Genomic DNA, 13,750 nt, shown 5'->3' with positions numbered 1-13,750 from the left:
TTTCTTTGAGCCTACTGTATTCTTTAGACAATAAAAAAAACGGCGAGTGCCGTTTTAATTTGCTTCTTTTAGTGTTGCTAGATAATCCAAGGCATCTTGGACATTGGCGATCGGAACGATTTTCATATCCGTGTCTAACTTTTTCGCTGCTGCCACTGCCTCTTCATAATTTGTTTTGATGGAAGGATCTATTTCACGCTCTTCGTCAGTAATCTCATCATCTGGGGCAAAGAAGATTTCTGCACCACTTTCACTGGCACTCGCTACTTTTTTATCGATCCCACCGATTCGACCAACGGTTCCGTCAGCTGAGATCGTTCCTGTCCCAGCTATGTTGTGGCCTTTACGTAGGTTATCTCCGGTCAACTGTTCATAAATTTCAAGGGTGAACATCAAACCAGCGGAAGGTCCTCCGATATTGCCAGAATCGATCACGATCTCTTCATCAGAAGTGATCTCTGTATGATCGACGAGGGAGATGCCGATACCGGCTTTTTGATTGCTCTCCAGTTCAATTAGTTTGCCCGTTGCTTCTTTTTCTTCGCCATCTTGCAAGTAAGTCACGGTGATTTCATCACCAATGGTTTGACTTTGGACGTAGTCGATAAAATCTTGACTGCTTTTAAATTCTTTACCGTTGACTGCGGTGACGGTATCTCCAACGGATATTTTCCCAGCAAAGCTGGAATTTGGATCGATCCCCATGACATAGACCCCTTTATAGGTCATTTCATAAGGTAAGTCTGCCAGCTTTAATGCTTGCTCAATCGCACTATTTTGCGAGGATTCCATATAGTAACGTTGAATGCGATTGTACTCCTCATCTGTCGCACCGCCTAAAAGTTCTTCCTCACTGATCAAGTCTTGGAATTCATTGAATTTCGTTCCAATCGCTGTGAACACGGTAGCTTGTCGAATCCCAACACTGGTCAAAGAAAAGGAGCCGGCTGAGGTGTCTTCTTTTTGATTGACGGTAATCAGCTCTTTTAAATCGATCGTTGCTCCTGGTTGCTCGATATAATAGGGAATCGGCAAAAAAGCACAAGCTGCGATGATCAGTGCTAAAACAAACAGAAGAAGATATTTGATCGTTGATTTAAGATTCATTGGTATCACGCTTCTTTACTATAGCATCGTAGATATTTTGAGGTAAATATTCGGCAACATCGCCGTTAAAGGTCAAGATTTCTTTCAACAAACTGGAACTGATGAAACTGTGTTTTGCGTCTGCTAAAAGAAAAACGGTCTCTAATGAGGGTTCTAGGTGATGGTTCATCTCCATGATGTCCCGCTCATATTCATAGTCTTTCACACTGCGAATGCCTCTTAGCAGAAACTGAGCACCTAGTTTTTTTGCGATCGTAACCGTCAGCTCCGTTTCTTGTGCCAGAATCTTGACGTTAGGAATATGGGCGAGGGCTTCTTCGATCAAATGAACTTTTTCTTCACTCGTAAAAAAACTTTTTTTATTGGTATTTGTAAAAACACCCACGATCAGTTCATCAAAAAGCGTGGCTCCTCGCTCGATCAGGTCAACATGACCGGACGTCAATGGGTCAAAACTCCCTGGAAATAAAGCAATCTTTTTCACGTTATCCCTCATTTCTATAGATCGTCACTGCCGATATGCCATAGGTTTGGGCACGGACCAAATGCAACGAGCCGATTTGTTCTGGTAAGTCGATGGACTTGTCTGTTTCGCAAACTACGTATGCAGACGGACGAATCAATTCATCCTTCAGCATAGCTTCTAACTGTTGCAGAATCTCTTGCTTTGCGTATGGCGGGTCTAAAAACAAATAGTCAAAACTTTGTCCCTCAGCTGCAAACTGCCGTAAAGCTTGATTCGCATCCATTTTTAACACCGTGAACTTTTCGGGTTCTTTGGTTATAGCAATATTTTCGCGGATCACTTTGGTTGCTGGAAAACTACGGTCGACACAAACCGCATGATCAGCTCCCCGAGAGATCGCTTCGATAGCTAAGCCCCCGCTTCCGCTGAATAAATCCAGTACAACACCTCCATCTAAATATTGCCCTAACATGTTAAAAATCGCCCCTTTTACTTTGTCTGTCGTGGGGCGAGTGTTGTCTCCAGCGAGACTTTTTAATCTGCGGCCACCATATTCTCCGGCTACTACACGCATGCTTTTTTCCCTCCAAGATCTTCGTAAATACAAATATAGCACTGTTTCTATAAATAGCAATAAAAAAATGGCGGTGACTCAAGGCACCCCCACTTTTTTATTACACGTTTTCTGCCAATCGAATCATCGTATTTTTTTCTTCGATATCAAACCCTTCATCTTTCACTGGATAGGCTGCTGAAGTACCAATTTTTTCAGCAAAATCCATTTCGACATCTGGTCGATAGGAAGCTTCAACTTGTCGAACAAAGTGAAACTGCTCGATTTTTGCTTTTTTGCTTTCGTATTCTTCTTCGTTCAAATACATGACCACGTATTTCATCTTACGTGATACATAATGAACAAAACCAAAACGACGCAAATTTTTTAGTTGGCGTAGGCTGTAAACCCATACGATCAATCCTCGACGCTTTTGCATCGTAAAAGGCTCTTTATCCTCGTGCATGACAATTTCCTCCACAACTTGATTTTGATTGAAAAAAGGGACTCCCAGCGTCCACTTTGACAGAGGGAGAAAAACAAGTAGAGATCGCCACAGTCAGTTCATCCAGCAAACGCTGTAGTTGTGTTTCACTCCAGCGAAACTCACTTACTTGTTCATTAAGATCCAACTGCCGCTTGGCTGTGCGCAACGCCCGTTTTTTTTCTTTGAAATCAGGCGCATACTCACCGTAAGCTTCAATTCTTTCAAAATCCAGCTTCTTTTCTAAAAACGATCGCATCAATTCCTGAACAACAGGATCTTGATGCATAATTGTTTTCGCTTTTTGATAGGTTCTACACGTTTCACTTGCTTTGATCGCCATCACAAGTGAATCGATTTGATCTTCAATCTCGAAAAAGGCTTCATCGTAAATCATCTGACGTACTATCCTCGGTCCCTTCCACATCTTCTTGCACTAAGACTACCATATTTGCTTCAGAAAAAGCAATTCCTATCTTTTCTGATTGTTCATAGGTCAGACGTTCAGCAAATCTTGGGTTACTGAACCAAGACAAAATCGTAAAAGTCGGATCGTAAACAGGCGCTTCGAAGATCGAAGCAGATGCTTCCAATTCCTTATCCGCCAACAACTCTCGCCACTCGTCGTTCGTTAAAACAAAATTACTCGTTTTTTCTGAAGAAAGAGCGCGTTGATAAGAATGGATTCGTTGAGAAGTCAAATAGTCTGATAGATTATTCGTCAAATCAAATAAAAGTCCAGCTGCTTCTTGATGTGTTTGGGTATCCTGTGAGAAGCTTTCTAAGCCGATTTGCTGGCGAATTTTATCGATGATAACAAACGCCAAGGTCTCTTTTTCAAGGTTGGCTTGGGCTTGGTCAATTGTTTGCGAAACTTGAAACAGCGGTCGCTGTCCTTCCGTCAAGGGATAAGGTGCCAGTTTAAGTAGCGTGGTCTGATCCAAGTAAGTGACGGCTTGCAGTTGGGCAGTCTCCTGATCGAAGAACAAAACAGCAAAAGTCCCGTTGTCAAAAGCCACTAATGGACGATAGTTCATATCTTCTTCCATCAATTCGAAACTGATCGCACGATCATTTTGTGTCAAGGTAAAGTTAGGATAAATCATGGTCAACTCCGTCAAGTCAGTCAAGGTCATGCCCATCGTAAAAGGTGCCAGGGAAGAGCCCCCGGCGCCGATTACTTTGATTGCTTGCACACTTTCACCATCGGTATTGATCTCAACATACTGTTGATCATCTAATTGATTGTAGACCCGAATTTCAAACTCGTAGCCCGAGCGATAGGTTTGAATGGGAAGACCGTAGACTTCTTCAAAATCCGAAACAGGCTCCCCAATCATTTCAGCTAATCCTTGGGCTGCGATCGGTTCGTAATTCATGGTTGTTGGCGCTTTGATTGGGTTTTCGATCGTCATTCTTGAATCTGAAGCGTTTTGCATGAATACTGGCTGCAAATACACGATTATTAGGGCCAGGACAAATAAGCCGCAAAACAATAATCCTCTCCGCTTCATCTGTGGATCGACTCCTTACTTCTCTTTGACTTCAATCAAAAGGTCTCCTGACTGAATTGGTTCACCATTGGTTACATACACATGTTCAACCACACCTGAGAAGCGAGCTTCGACAGAAGTTTCCATCTTCATTGCTTCCGTGACCATCAAGGTCTGTCCACGTGCCACTCGGTCGCCTTTTTTGACTAATACTTCTAAGACTGAGCCACTCATGGAAGCACCGATCTGTTCTTTATTTGTTGGCTCCGCTTTACGTTTTGTTTGAACAGAGCTGATGATAGAGTTGTCCTTAACGACGATTTCTCGACGTTGCCCGTTCAAGTTAAAGAAGAGGGTCCGGTTGCCTTCAATATCTGCCTCACCGATCTCGTCGAGACGAATGATCAAGATTTTGCCTTTTTCTAATTCAACATTGATCGTTTCACCTAAGCGCATGCCGTTAAAGAAAGTTGGCGTATCAAGAACTTTCACATCGGCAAACTGTTCATAAGCTTTCCGATAGTCAAGGAAGACTTGCGGATACATCAAGTAGCTCAAGACTTCTTCATGTTTTGGTTCATAGCCGATTTTCTCCGCTAGTTCTTGCTTCACTTCAGCAAAATCAACTGGCTTCGCAAATGTTCCGGGACGTTCTGTAAAGGCTGGGCGTCCTTTTAAGATAATGCGTTGCAATTCTTTCGGGAAACCACCAACTGGCTGACCTAACTCGCCTTGGAAGAAGGTGATTACTGATTCTGGGAAGCTCAATGTATCGCCTTTTTCAAAAATATCTTTTTCTGACAAGCCATTTTGTACCATAAAGAGTGCCATGTCACCAACGACTTTCGAAGAAGGTGTCACTTTTACGATGTCTCCAAACATCATATTGACTTCATGATACATTTCTTTGATTTCATCCCATTTTTCGCCTAAACCAACGGCTTTGGCTTGCTGCTGGAGGTTGGTATATTGTCCCCCCGGCATTTCATGCTTGTACACTTCTGTTTGAGGTGCGTTCAAGCCATTTTCAAAGGAATGATAGTACATGCGGACATCTTCCCAGTAGTGGTTCAACTGTTGGATGTTGTCTACATTGATTTCTGGGCAGCGTCCGCCGTTCAATAGTGCATAATACAAACTACTCATACTTGGTTGACTCGTTGCGCCACTGACCGCTGACATAGCGACATCCACGATGTCAACACCGGCTTTAGTAGCTGCTGAGTAAGTAATGATCCCATTTCCACTGGTATCATGGGTATGCAGATGAATCGGCACATCGATCGTATCCTTTAGCTCACTGATCAAACGATAAGCTGCTTGCGGTTTTAATAATCCAGCCATATCCTTGATAGCAATGATATGGGCACCAAGGTTTTGCAATTCTTTCGCCATATCTTTGTAGTATTGTACTGAATATTTTTGACGGGTCGGATCATTGATATCCCCGGTATAACAAATCGTTGCTTCTGCAATTTTTCCTGTATCGCGAACGGCTTGAATACTTTTCTCCATTTGTGGAACCCAGTTCAAACTATCAAAGATTCGGAACACATCAATTCCTTGCGCTGCAGATTCTTTGATGAATTCTTCCAATACATTGTCTGGATAATTGGAATATCCCACAGCATTGGAGCCTCTGAACAACATTTGCAACAAGGTATTCGGCATTTTTTTCCGGAACATCCGCAATCTTTCCCATGGATCTTCTGTTAAGAAACGGTAGGCAACGTCAAAGGTTGCCCCACCCCACATTTCACTTGAGAACAATTGTGGTAGGCCAGCTTCCGTCATCGCGGCAATTTTCTTAAAGTCATGGGTTCTTACACGAGTTGCTAACAAGCTTTGATGGGCATCTCGGAAGGTTGTATCCGTCAGCAAGACATTCTTTTGTTGACCGATCCATTCAACGACTCCCTCGGCACCTTTCGTATCTAAAATATTTTTGGCGCTGACGAAATCAGGCGTTGCTTGGATGTGTTGTGGCATCCGTGGTTCATTGTAGAAAGGTTTCTTTTGTTTTTCGATTCCCGGGAATCCATTGATCGTGATTTCACCGATATACTTCATGGTTTTGTTTCCACGGTCACGAATCCGAGGGAAATTGAATAGTTCTGGCGTATTGTCGATAAAGGTGGTTTTGGCTTCACCTGAACGAAAGGCTGGATGAGAAACAACATTACGCATAAAGAGGATGTTTGTTTTTACACCACGTACTCGGAATTCTTTCAGACAGCGCATCATCTTTTGAATCGCTTGATCAAAGGTTGCCGCATGTGTACAGACTTTTACAAGCAGCGAGTCGAAATAAGGGGTTACCACCGCACCGGCATAAGCATTTCCAACATCCAAACGAACCCCAAATCCACCTGGAGAACGGTAAGTATCGATCTTACCAGTATCTGGCATAAAATTATTGGCTGGATCTTCCGTTGTCACCCGACATTGAATCGCAACACCCTCAAAGCGAATGTCTTTTTGTTCAGGAATCCCGATTTCTTTATGCAAGTCTTTGCCTTGTGCAATCAAAATTTGTGTCGTCACGATATCTAAATTGGTGATCATTTCAGTGATCGTATGTTCCACTTGAACCCGAGGATTTACTTCAATAAAGTAAAATTTATCGCCTTCAACTAAAAATTCCACTGTTCCGGCATTAATATAGCCAACATGCTTCATCAGTTGAACGGCAGCTTGACAAATTTTTTCCCGCTGTTCAGCCGTCATTGACACACATGGTGCCACTTCGACTACCTTTTGGTGACGGCGCTGAACGGAGCAGTCACGTTCAAATAGATGGACGACATTTCCGTGCTTGTCCCCTAGAATTTGGACTTCAATATGTTTTGGATTACTAATATATTTTTCAACATAAACTTCATCACTACCAAAAGCCGCTTTCGCTTCACTTTTGGCGCGTTCGTAGCCATCACGTGCTTCTTTTTCATCATGAGCGACACGCATACCTCGACCACCACCGCCAAGGGCTGCTTTGATCATGATCGGATAGTCATGTTCGTCGGCGAATGCTAAAACGTCGTCAATCGATGCTACTGGACCGTCAGATCCGGGAATCGATTGAATTCCCGCATCGATCGCCGCTGCTTTTGCTTTGATCTTGTCGCCAAAAATATCTAAGTGGTGAGTGGATGGTCCGATGAAAATCAAACCTTCTTCTTCACAGCGCTGCGCAAAGCTCAGGTTTTCTGATAAAAAGCCGTACCCTGGATGAATCCCTTCGGCCCCGGCTTTTTTCGCTGTGCGAATAATATCTTCAATGTCTAAATACGCATCGATCGGTCGTTTGCCTTTCCCTACTAAATACGCTTCATCTGCTTTAAAGCGATGGACGGAGTATTCATCCTCCGCAGCATAAATACCGACTGTTTTGATTCCTAACTCCGCACATGCGCGGAAGACACGAATCGCGATTTCTCCACGATTGGCAACAAGAATTTTCTTCATCTAATCCACTCCATTCAATTGATCAATAATTCAAATAATATTGTTTCCTCTTTTCTTCGGCACTGATATTTAATACAAAACCAATACAAATCGACAGCATCAGCAAACTTGACCCACCCTGACTTAGAAACGGAAATGTGATTCCCGTCAATGGGATCAAACCAGTGATCCCCCCTAAGTTGATAAAAATCTGGGACATAAATAGAGCCCCTATGCCGATACACATCATGGAATTAAAGGGATCTCTTGAACGAATACCGACAAGAAAGATCCGTCCCACCATATAGAACAAAACACCTAAAATGATGATCGATGGGATCAAGCCTAATTCTTCCATAACGATCGAAAATATATAATCGGTGTGCGCTTCGTTTAAGAAACCACGTTTTTGGATACTATTTCCAAGCCCGCGCCCGAACAGCCCACCGTTGAACATTGCGTAATACCCATTGACCATTTGATGACCAGTATCGTATTCATCAGCAAACGGGTTCAAAAAGGATGAAAAGCGACTGTAGACATACGCTGGCAAAAGCTTACCGCCGGTTAGATTCACAAATAGGACGATCAACATACTTCCAATTATACCTGCCAGCCCCAATATCAAGGTGTACAAGTAATTTAACCCACTAGCTAGCAAAACGACAAAAGCCAGTAGTACGATGATCACAGCATTCCCAAAGTCTGGGTAAAAGGCCATGATCCCGGTATATACGAAAACGATTCCGATTGGGCGCCAAACCGTTTTCCAAAACTCCTGTTGAATGCCTTTTTGCCGATAAGATAGCGTCACAGATAAGAACCAAATAACAATAAACTTCAAGTACTCAGCTGGTTGAATGGAAAAGCCAGCAATCGATAACCATCCTAGTGCCCCATTTCTTCTTGGAAAGAAGAAGGCAGCGATCAATAAAAACAAAATGACAATCATGGCGATCTGGACAAATTTTTTGTTTCGAAAAACATCCGTTTTCATTTTATACATGACAGTGATCGCTACTAGACTCAACAACCAAAAAATTGCTTGATTGATGACATAAGAAGCAGCTGTAGTTGGATTTGTAGCAGTCATCGCGACGTAGGACGTGGAGCTATAGACCATCATCAAACCCGTGACACACATAAAAATATACGGCAAGAGAATACTATAATCTAATAAATGTCTTTTCTTTACTTTTTCTGGCAAGTTTATGCCTCCTTGCCGATTTCAGGTGTCCGCTGGTCTTCATAGACCTCGCTGTACAATTGGTTCAAATCTTTTTCAAGATCCGCCATCAATTGTTGTCCTGTTTGATTATCGACGATCCCCAAGCGGATCGCAAATGCCACTTGCCGTGATAGACCATACATCTGAGTATCAACCACTTCTTCAAATGCTTTGCATTGTGCGATACATAAACTATTTTCTTGGTTTCGGATCAGCTTTTTGATTCGTTCTGCGTCATCTCTCAGCAGATCAAGCGCTTTTGTAGAATCGATTTGCTCCATTCCGGTCCCCCCATTTCTTCGTTTCACCATTATAGCATATTCTCCTCCGCTTTTGCATCCTTAGATTGCATAGAAATACGGAAATAACGAACTTTAATGAGCATATATTCTTAACGTTCGTTTTTTTAGCATAGAATGTCCTTTTTTCGTAATTTTTATTCGTTTTATCTTTGACTGCCTTCGACACTTTCGTGAAACAAACGCAATTCGTGAAACACCACTCGAAAAACGTCCTTTACAAAAATTTAAGAAAAGCTGTTCTATCAACTTTCCGTAAAAAATAATCCTATTACTTTTTCCACAATTCATTTTAAAAAAAGAACAGGTCCAAAAGTCCCTGTTCTTCCACTTTGCATGAAAAGAAAATCCTTTACTGTGTTTCGTCGCCGATTTTGCCATCGCCATTGATGTCCTCATCGGAAAGACGTTCGACTTCTTTAATAAATCCTTCGCTCATTTCTTGATAGTTCTGCTCACCTACGACCGCATCATCAGGGATTTGATCAACATTTGCAAAAAATTCGATATGATTGTGTAGATTTTCAAAGCGCATAGGAGCATCTCCGCCATATTCACCATCAAGGTTGATCATTAAACGATTAACCTGTTCTGGCGCGTCTACTTCAAGAAAAGATGTCTTCGTATAAATCAGACGACGATCGTTGATGTGCTTGCCACCATTCATCATCAAAGCGACTAAATGGACGATCTCAAAAATATTGGCTGTTTTGACAATAATCAGTGAAAACTTCCCATCGTCAAGCTTAGCGTCAGGGGCAATCTGTTCAAATCCCCCTACTGAATTCGTTAGTCCTAAAAAGAACATTGAGGCTCCGCCAATGTATTCTCCGTCTTCATACTTTAGATGCATTTTGATTGGTTTGACGCGGGGCAGTAATTCGGCTCCTTTTGCTAGATAAGCTAAGTAGCCAAAAACACTTTTCAACTCAGAAGGAACATCATAGGTCAGTTCTGTTAAGTGTCCACCAGCAGCAATGTTGATAAAATACGTATTGGGTGTTTTTCCGACATCCATCTTCACCGTCTGCTGTTTTAAAATCACTTCCGCAGCTGCTTTGATATCGGTCCGAGGAATCTTTAGTGCACGTGCGTAGTCATTGGTGGTTCCTCCAGGAATAATCGCCATCTTCGGGCGTTTTTCTAATGGAGCGATTCCGTTGACGACTTCATTGATCGTACCATCCCCACCGGCCGCTACCACCAAATCAAAACCAGCTTCACCGGCTCTTCTTGCTTCATCACGGGCGGAAAATGGTGCAGCGGTCGTGGCAAACGCACTCGCCTCATAACCGCCTCTTTCCAAAACATCTAAAATGTCTGCTAAATTTTTTCGAATCAATTCTTTCCCAGATGTCGGGTTATAGATTACTCTTGCTCTTTTCATCGCTTGCCTCTTATCGCTTTGCTAGTTCTTCTTGCAACAGCTTGTTCACAACGCCTGGATTCGCTTGTCCTTTGGTTGCTTTCATGATTTGACCAACTAAGAAACCAACTGCGCGGTCTTTTCCGTTTTTAAAGTCATCGACGGATTGTTGGTTGTTATCTAGTACTTCATTAATCATTGGTAGTAATTGCGCAGGATCTGATAATTGGATCAATCCTTTGGCTTTTACGACTTCTTCAGCGTCGCCGCCGTTTGTGATCAATTCTTTGAAGACTTTTTTCGCAATCTTCGAACTGATCGTGCCATCGGCGATCAAACGAATCATTCCCGCTAAATTATCTGGTGTCAATTTCGTTTCTGGCAGTTCCAATTTCTCACTGTTCAGATACGCTGAAACTTCACCCATCAACCAGTTAGAAGCTTGTTTGGGATCCGCACCGGCATCAATGGTTTTTTCAAAGAAATCGGACATTTCTTTTGATAAAGTCAAGACCATTGCATCGTATTCTGGTAAGCCCAATTCAGAGATGTAACGAGCCCGGCGTTTTTGCGGCATTTCTGGCAAGCTTTGACGTACACGTTCGATCCATTCATCATCGATCACAAACCGTGGGATATCTGGTTCTGGGAAGTAACGATAATCAGAAGAACCTTCTTTGACACGCATCAATAATGTTTTGCTGGTTGCTTCATCAAAACGACGAGTTTCTTGTTGGATCTCGCCTCCAGAAAGCAATACTTTGGCTTGGCGTTTTTCTTCAAATGCCAGACCTTTTTTCACGAAGGACATAGAGTTTAAGTTTTTCAGTTCTGTTTTTGTTCCGAATTGTTCTTGGCCGTAAGGTCGCAACGAAATATTCGCATCGCAACGCATAGAACCTTCTTCCATTTTCACATCGGATACTTCTGTAAACAAGATGATTGAACGCAATGCTTCTAGATACGCATATGCTTCTTCTGGTGAACGCATATCCGCTTCGGAAACGATCTCGATCAAAGGGGTTCCTTGACGATTTAGATCAACATAAGAATAACCGCCTTTGCCGTGCATGTTTTTCCCGGCATCTTCTTCCAAATGAACTCGCTCGATGCGGATTTTTTTCTTTTTACCTTCCACTTCGATCTCGATCCACCCATCATGACCGATCGGTTGATCGAATTGTGAAATTTGATAGGCTTTTGGATTATCAGGATAGAAATAGTTTTTGCGGTCGAAATGCGTTTCTTTTGAGATTTCACAATTCAACGCAAGCGCAGCTTTCATCCCAAATTCGATAGCCGCTTTGTTCATTACTGGTAAAACACCTGGATAGCCCCAGTCAATCACATTCGTGTTGCTATTTGGTTCAGCGCCAAAGTGAGCAGGTGCTGGAGAAAAAATCTTTGATTCTGTTTTTAATTCTACGTGGACTTCAAGCCCAATGACTGTTTCGAAGTTCATGCCTTATCCCCTCCTAAAATCACTGGTTTTTTCGTGTGGAAATCAGTTGCTTGTTCAAAGGCATAAGCCGCTTTATACATGGTTGCTTCATCAAAATGTTTCCCAATGATCTGCAAGCCGACAGGCAGTCCTTCAGAAAAACCTGCTGGAATCGACATCCCTGGCAGTCCTGCTAAATTCACAGGAATGGTTAAAATATCATTCAAGTACATAGTGATCGGATCATTGATATTTTCTCCAATACCAAATGCTACCGTTGGGGAAGCTGGGCCAATGATCAAGTCGTATTGGCTGAAGACCTTATCGAAATCTTGTTTGATCAACGTTCGTACTTGACCGGCTTTTTTGAAGTAGGCATCGTAGTAGCCAGCACTTAGTGAAAACGTACCTAACATGATCCGACGTTTTACTTCTTCCCCGAATCCTTCACTACGCGAATTGACATAGACATCTTCTAAATTGCGGACATTTTCTGAACGGAAACCGTAACGGATACCGTCAAAACGTTGCAAATTAGAACTTGCTTCTGAAGAAGCGATGATATAGTAAACAGCTACCCCATATTTTGAATGTGGCAAGCTGACTTCTTCCACGGTCGCTCCTAACGCACGGAAAGTGTCTGCAGCTTTTAAGATCGCTTCTCGGACGCCCGCTTGAATTCCTTCGCCTAAGTATTCTTTTGGCAAAGCGACTTTCATGCCTTTGATATCACCAGTCAAACCTGCTGTAAAATCAGGAACAGCTGCCCCGGCTGACGTACTATCTTTTGCATCAAACCCACTGATGGCATTTAATGCGATGGCATTGTCTTTCACACCACGGGTCATTGGACCAATTTGATCTAACGAAGATGCAAACGCGATCAAACCAAAACGAGAAACCCGTCCGTAGGTTGGCTTCAACCCGACGATTCCATTGAAAGCTGCTGGTTGGCGAATCGAACCACCCGTATCGCTACCTAATGATAAGGGGACTTGTCCCGCTGCAACGGCAGCCGCCGAGCCACCTGATGAACCACCAGGTACTTTTGTCTCGTCCCAAGCGTTTTTTGATTTCTTAAAGAACGACGTTTCCGTACTCGCCCCCATCGCAAATTCATCCATGTTTAACTTACCTACTGGAATCATGTCTGCTTGGTAAACTTTGTCCATGACGGTTGCATCGTAGATTGGGTCAAAGTTGCCTAAAATTTTAGAAGCAGCTGTTGTGCGTAGATCTTTGGTAACAATGTTATCTTTGATCCCAATGGGAATCCCTGCCAAGACATTACTTTCAGTGATACCTTTTTGATCGATAGCTTGCGCTAACGCATGGGCTTTTTCTTCGTTCAATGCAAGAAACGCATCGACTTTTGGCTCTGTTTCTTTAATGCGAGCAAAGGTTTCGCTCGTTAGATCTGTCGCAGTAATTTCCTTTGACACTAATAAGCTATGCAATTCTTCTAAGCTTTTATTATATAGTTCAGTCATTAGGCACCCGCCTCCCCATTGTCAATGATTGCAGGCACTTTAATAAAGCCTTCTTCGGATTCTGGAACATTTTTCATTAATTCATCACGGTCCCAGCCACCTGTCGTTACATCTTCACGCATCACATTGATCGTTTCTGCGACATTCGATGTAAAGGGTACTCCTGTAGTATCCACTTCTTCAAGTGTTTCTACCATATCAATAATTTTTCCTAGCTGAGAGGTAAACTCATGTAATTCATCATCTGAGAATGAAAGTTTTGCTAGTTTGGCAACGTGTTTGACTTGTTCTTCGCTGATCGCCATAAAATCCTCCTCTTTCTCGCATCCGTAATCTACGTTTACGTTTTTCCAATGTATTGTATCATTTTTTTAACAAA

At 42.6% G+C, this 13,750-nt stretch carries 13 protein-coding genes; all 13 read right to left on the bottom strand.

What is annotated here, in order from left to right:
* Window positions 1–54: 54 nt before the first annotated feature.
* The 13 genes from A5870_RS07785 to gatC all read right to left on the bottom strand — a co-directional run bounded on the left by A5870_RS07785 (window position 55) and on the right by gatC (window position 13,676).
* On the bottom strand, window positions 55–1,107 hold the full coding sequence (locus A5870_RS07785) for a SepM family pheromone-processing serine protease (protein WP_077454533.1): 1,053 nt from the start codon (window positions 1,105–1,107) through the stop codon (window positions 55–57).
* On the bottom strand, window positions 1,097–1,591 hold the full coding sequence (gene coaD, locus A5870_RS07780; protein WP_005231326.1) for a pantetheine-phosphate adenylyltransferase: 495 nt from the start codon (window positions 1,589–1,591) through the stop codon (window positions 1,097–1,099). Before coaD ends, A5870_RS07785 begins: the two co-directional genes overlap by 11 nt.
* A gap of 1 nt (window position 1,592) precedes the next feature.
* The gene (rsmD, locus tag A5870_RS07775) at window positions 1,593–2,147 is read right to left on the bottom strand and encodes a 16S rRNA (guanine(966)-N(2))-methyltransferase RsmD (RefSeq protein WP_086292315.1); all 555 of its coding nucleotides are present in this window, start codon (window positions 2,145–2,147) and stop codon (window positions 1,593–1,595) included.
* A gap of 100 nt (window positions 2,148–2,247) precedes the next feature.
* Entirely contained in the window at window positions 2,248–2,592 is a 345-nt protein-coding gene (locus tag A5870_RS07770) for a YlbG family protein (RefSeq protein ID WP_077454534.1), read from the bottom strand.
* The gene (locus A5870_RS07765) at window positions 2,579–3,007 is read right to left on the bottom strand and encodes a YlbF family regulator (RefSeq protein WP_086292314.1); all 429 of its coding nucleotides are present in this window, start codon (window positions 3,005–3,007) and stop codon (window positions 2,579–2,581) included. The genes A5870_RS07770 and A5870_RS07765 overlap by 14 nt, the downstream gene beginning before the upstream one ends.
* Entirely contained in the window at window positions 2,994–4,124 is a 1,131-nt protein-coding gene (locus A5870_RS07760; protein ID WP_077454536.1) for a CAP-associated domain-containing protein, read from the bottom strand. Before A5870_RS07760 ends, A5870_RS07765 begins: the two co-directional genes overlap by 14 nt.
* A 15-nt stretch (window positions 4,125–4,139) precedes the next feature.
* Window positions 4,140–7,568 carry a pyruvate carboxylase gene (locus A5870_RS07755; RefSeq protein WP_086292313.1) on the bottom strand — a complete coding sequence of 1,143 codons (3,429 nt, stop codon included), beginning with the start codon at window positions 7,566–7,568 and terminating at the stop codon, window positions 4,140–4,142.
* A 22-nt stretch (window positions 7,569–7,590) separates the two neighbouring features.
* The gene (locus A5870_RS07750; RefSeq protein WP_086292312.1) at window positions 7,591–8,754 is read right to left on the bottom strand and encodes an FtsW/RodA/SpoVE family cell cycle protein; all 1,164 of its coding nucleotides are present in this window, start codon (window positions 8,752–8,754) and stop codon (window positions 7,591–7,593) included.
* A 2-nt stretch (window positions 8,755–8,756) separates the two neighbouring features.
* Entirely contained in the window at window positions 8,757–9,056 is a 300-nt protein-coding gene (locus tag A5870_RS07745; protein ID WP_077454545.1) for a YlaN family protein, read from the bottom strand.
* Window positions 9,057–9,426: 370 nt separating this feature from the next.
* Complete coding sequence (locus A5870_RS07740; protein ID WP_081118589.1) at window positions 9,427–10,461, bottom strand: diacylglycerol kinase; 1,035 nt, start codon at window positions 10,459–10,461, stop codon at window positions 9,427–9,429.
* Window positions 10,462–10,471: 10 nt separating this feature from the next.
* Window positions 10,472–11,902, bottom strand: a complete 1,431-nt coding sequence (gene gatB / locus A5870_RS07735; RefSeq protein WP_005225979.1) for an Asp-tRNA(Asn)/Glu-tRNA(Gln) amidotransferase subunit GatB — start codon at window positions 11,900–11,902, stop codon at window positions 10,472–10,474.
* Window positions 11,899–13,371 (bottom strand): Asp-tRNA(Asn)/Glu-tRNA(Gln) amidotransferase subunit GatA, encoded by a 1,473-nt coding sequence (gene gatA / locus A5870_RS07730; protein WP_086292311.1) that lies wholly within the window; start codon window positions 13,369–13,371, stop codon window positions 11,899–11,901. Before gatA ends, gatB begins: the two co-directional genes overlap by 4 nt.
* A complete protein-coding gene (gatC, locus tag A5870_RS07725) occupies window positions 13,371–13,676 on the bottom strand; it encodes an Asp-tRNA(Asn)/Glu-tRNA(Gln) amidotransferase subunit GatC (protein WP_005225977.1) in 306 nt (101 codons plus the stop codon). Before gatC ends, gatA begins: the two co-directional genes overlap by 1 nt.
* Window positions 13,677–13,750 lie beyond the last annotated feature (74 nt).

The organism is Enterococcus sp. 2G9_DIV0600 (assembly GCF_002140615.1).
Taxonomy (GTDB): Bacteria; Bacillota; Bacilli; order Lactobacillales; family Enterococcaceae; genus Enterococcus_D; species Enterococcus_D innesii.
Note: the sequence above shows the minus strand (reverse complement) of the source record. Positions and strands in the feature narration are given on the sequence as shown.

What these genes read in the sequence shown, in the direction of transcription:
- A5870_RS07785 (WP_077454533.1), bottom strand. Translation starts at nt 1,107, where the DNA reads ATGAATCTTAAATCAACGATCAAATATCTTCTTCTGTTTGTTTTAGCA.
- rsmD (WP_086292315.1), bottom strand. Translation starts at nt 2,147, where the DNA reads ATGCGTGTAGTAGCCGGAGAATATGGTGGCCGCAGATTAAAAAGTCTC.
- A5870_RS07770 (WP_077454534.1), bottom strand. Translation starts at nt 2,592, where the DNA reads ATGCACGAGGATAAAGAGCCTTTTACGATGCAAAAGCGTCGAGGATTG.
- A5870_RS07765 (WP_086292314.1), bottom strand. Translation starts at nt 3,007, where the DNA reads ATGATTTACGATGAAGCCTTTTTCGAGATTGAAGATCAAATCGATTCA.
- A5870_RS07760 (WP_077454536.1), bottom strand. Translation starts at nt 4,124, where the DNA reads ATGAAGCGGAGAGGATTATTGTTTTGCGGCTTATTTGTCCTGGCCCTA.
- A5870_RS07755 (WP_086292313.1), bottom strand. Translation starts at nt 7,568, where the DNA reads ATGAAGAAAATTCTTGTTGCCAATCGTGGAGAAATCGCGATTCGTGTC.
- A5870_RS07745 (WP_077454545.1), bottom strand. Translation starts at nt 9,056, where the DNA reads ATGGAGCAAATCGATTCTACAAAAGCGCTTGATCTGCTGAGAGATGAC.
- A5870_RS07740 (WP_081118589.1), bottom strand. Translation starts at nt 10,461, where the DNA reads ATGAAAAGAGCAAGAGTAATCTATAACCCGACATCTGGGAAAGAATTG.
- gatB (WP_005225979.1), bottom strand. Translation starts at nt 11,902, where the DNA reads ATGAACTTCGAAACAGTCATTGGGCTTGAAGTCCACGTAGAATTAAAA.
- gatA (WP_086292311.1), bottom strand. Translation starts at nt 13,371, where the DNA reads ATGACTGAACTATATAATAAAAGCTTAGAAGAATTGCATAGCTTATTA.
- gatC (WP_005225977.1), bottom strand. Translation starts at nt 13,676, where the DNA reads ATGGCGATCAGCGAAGAACAAGTCAAACACGTTGCCAAACTAGCAAAA.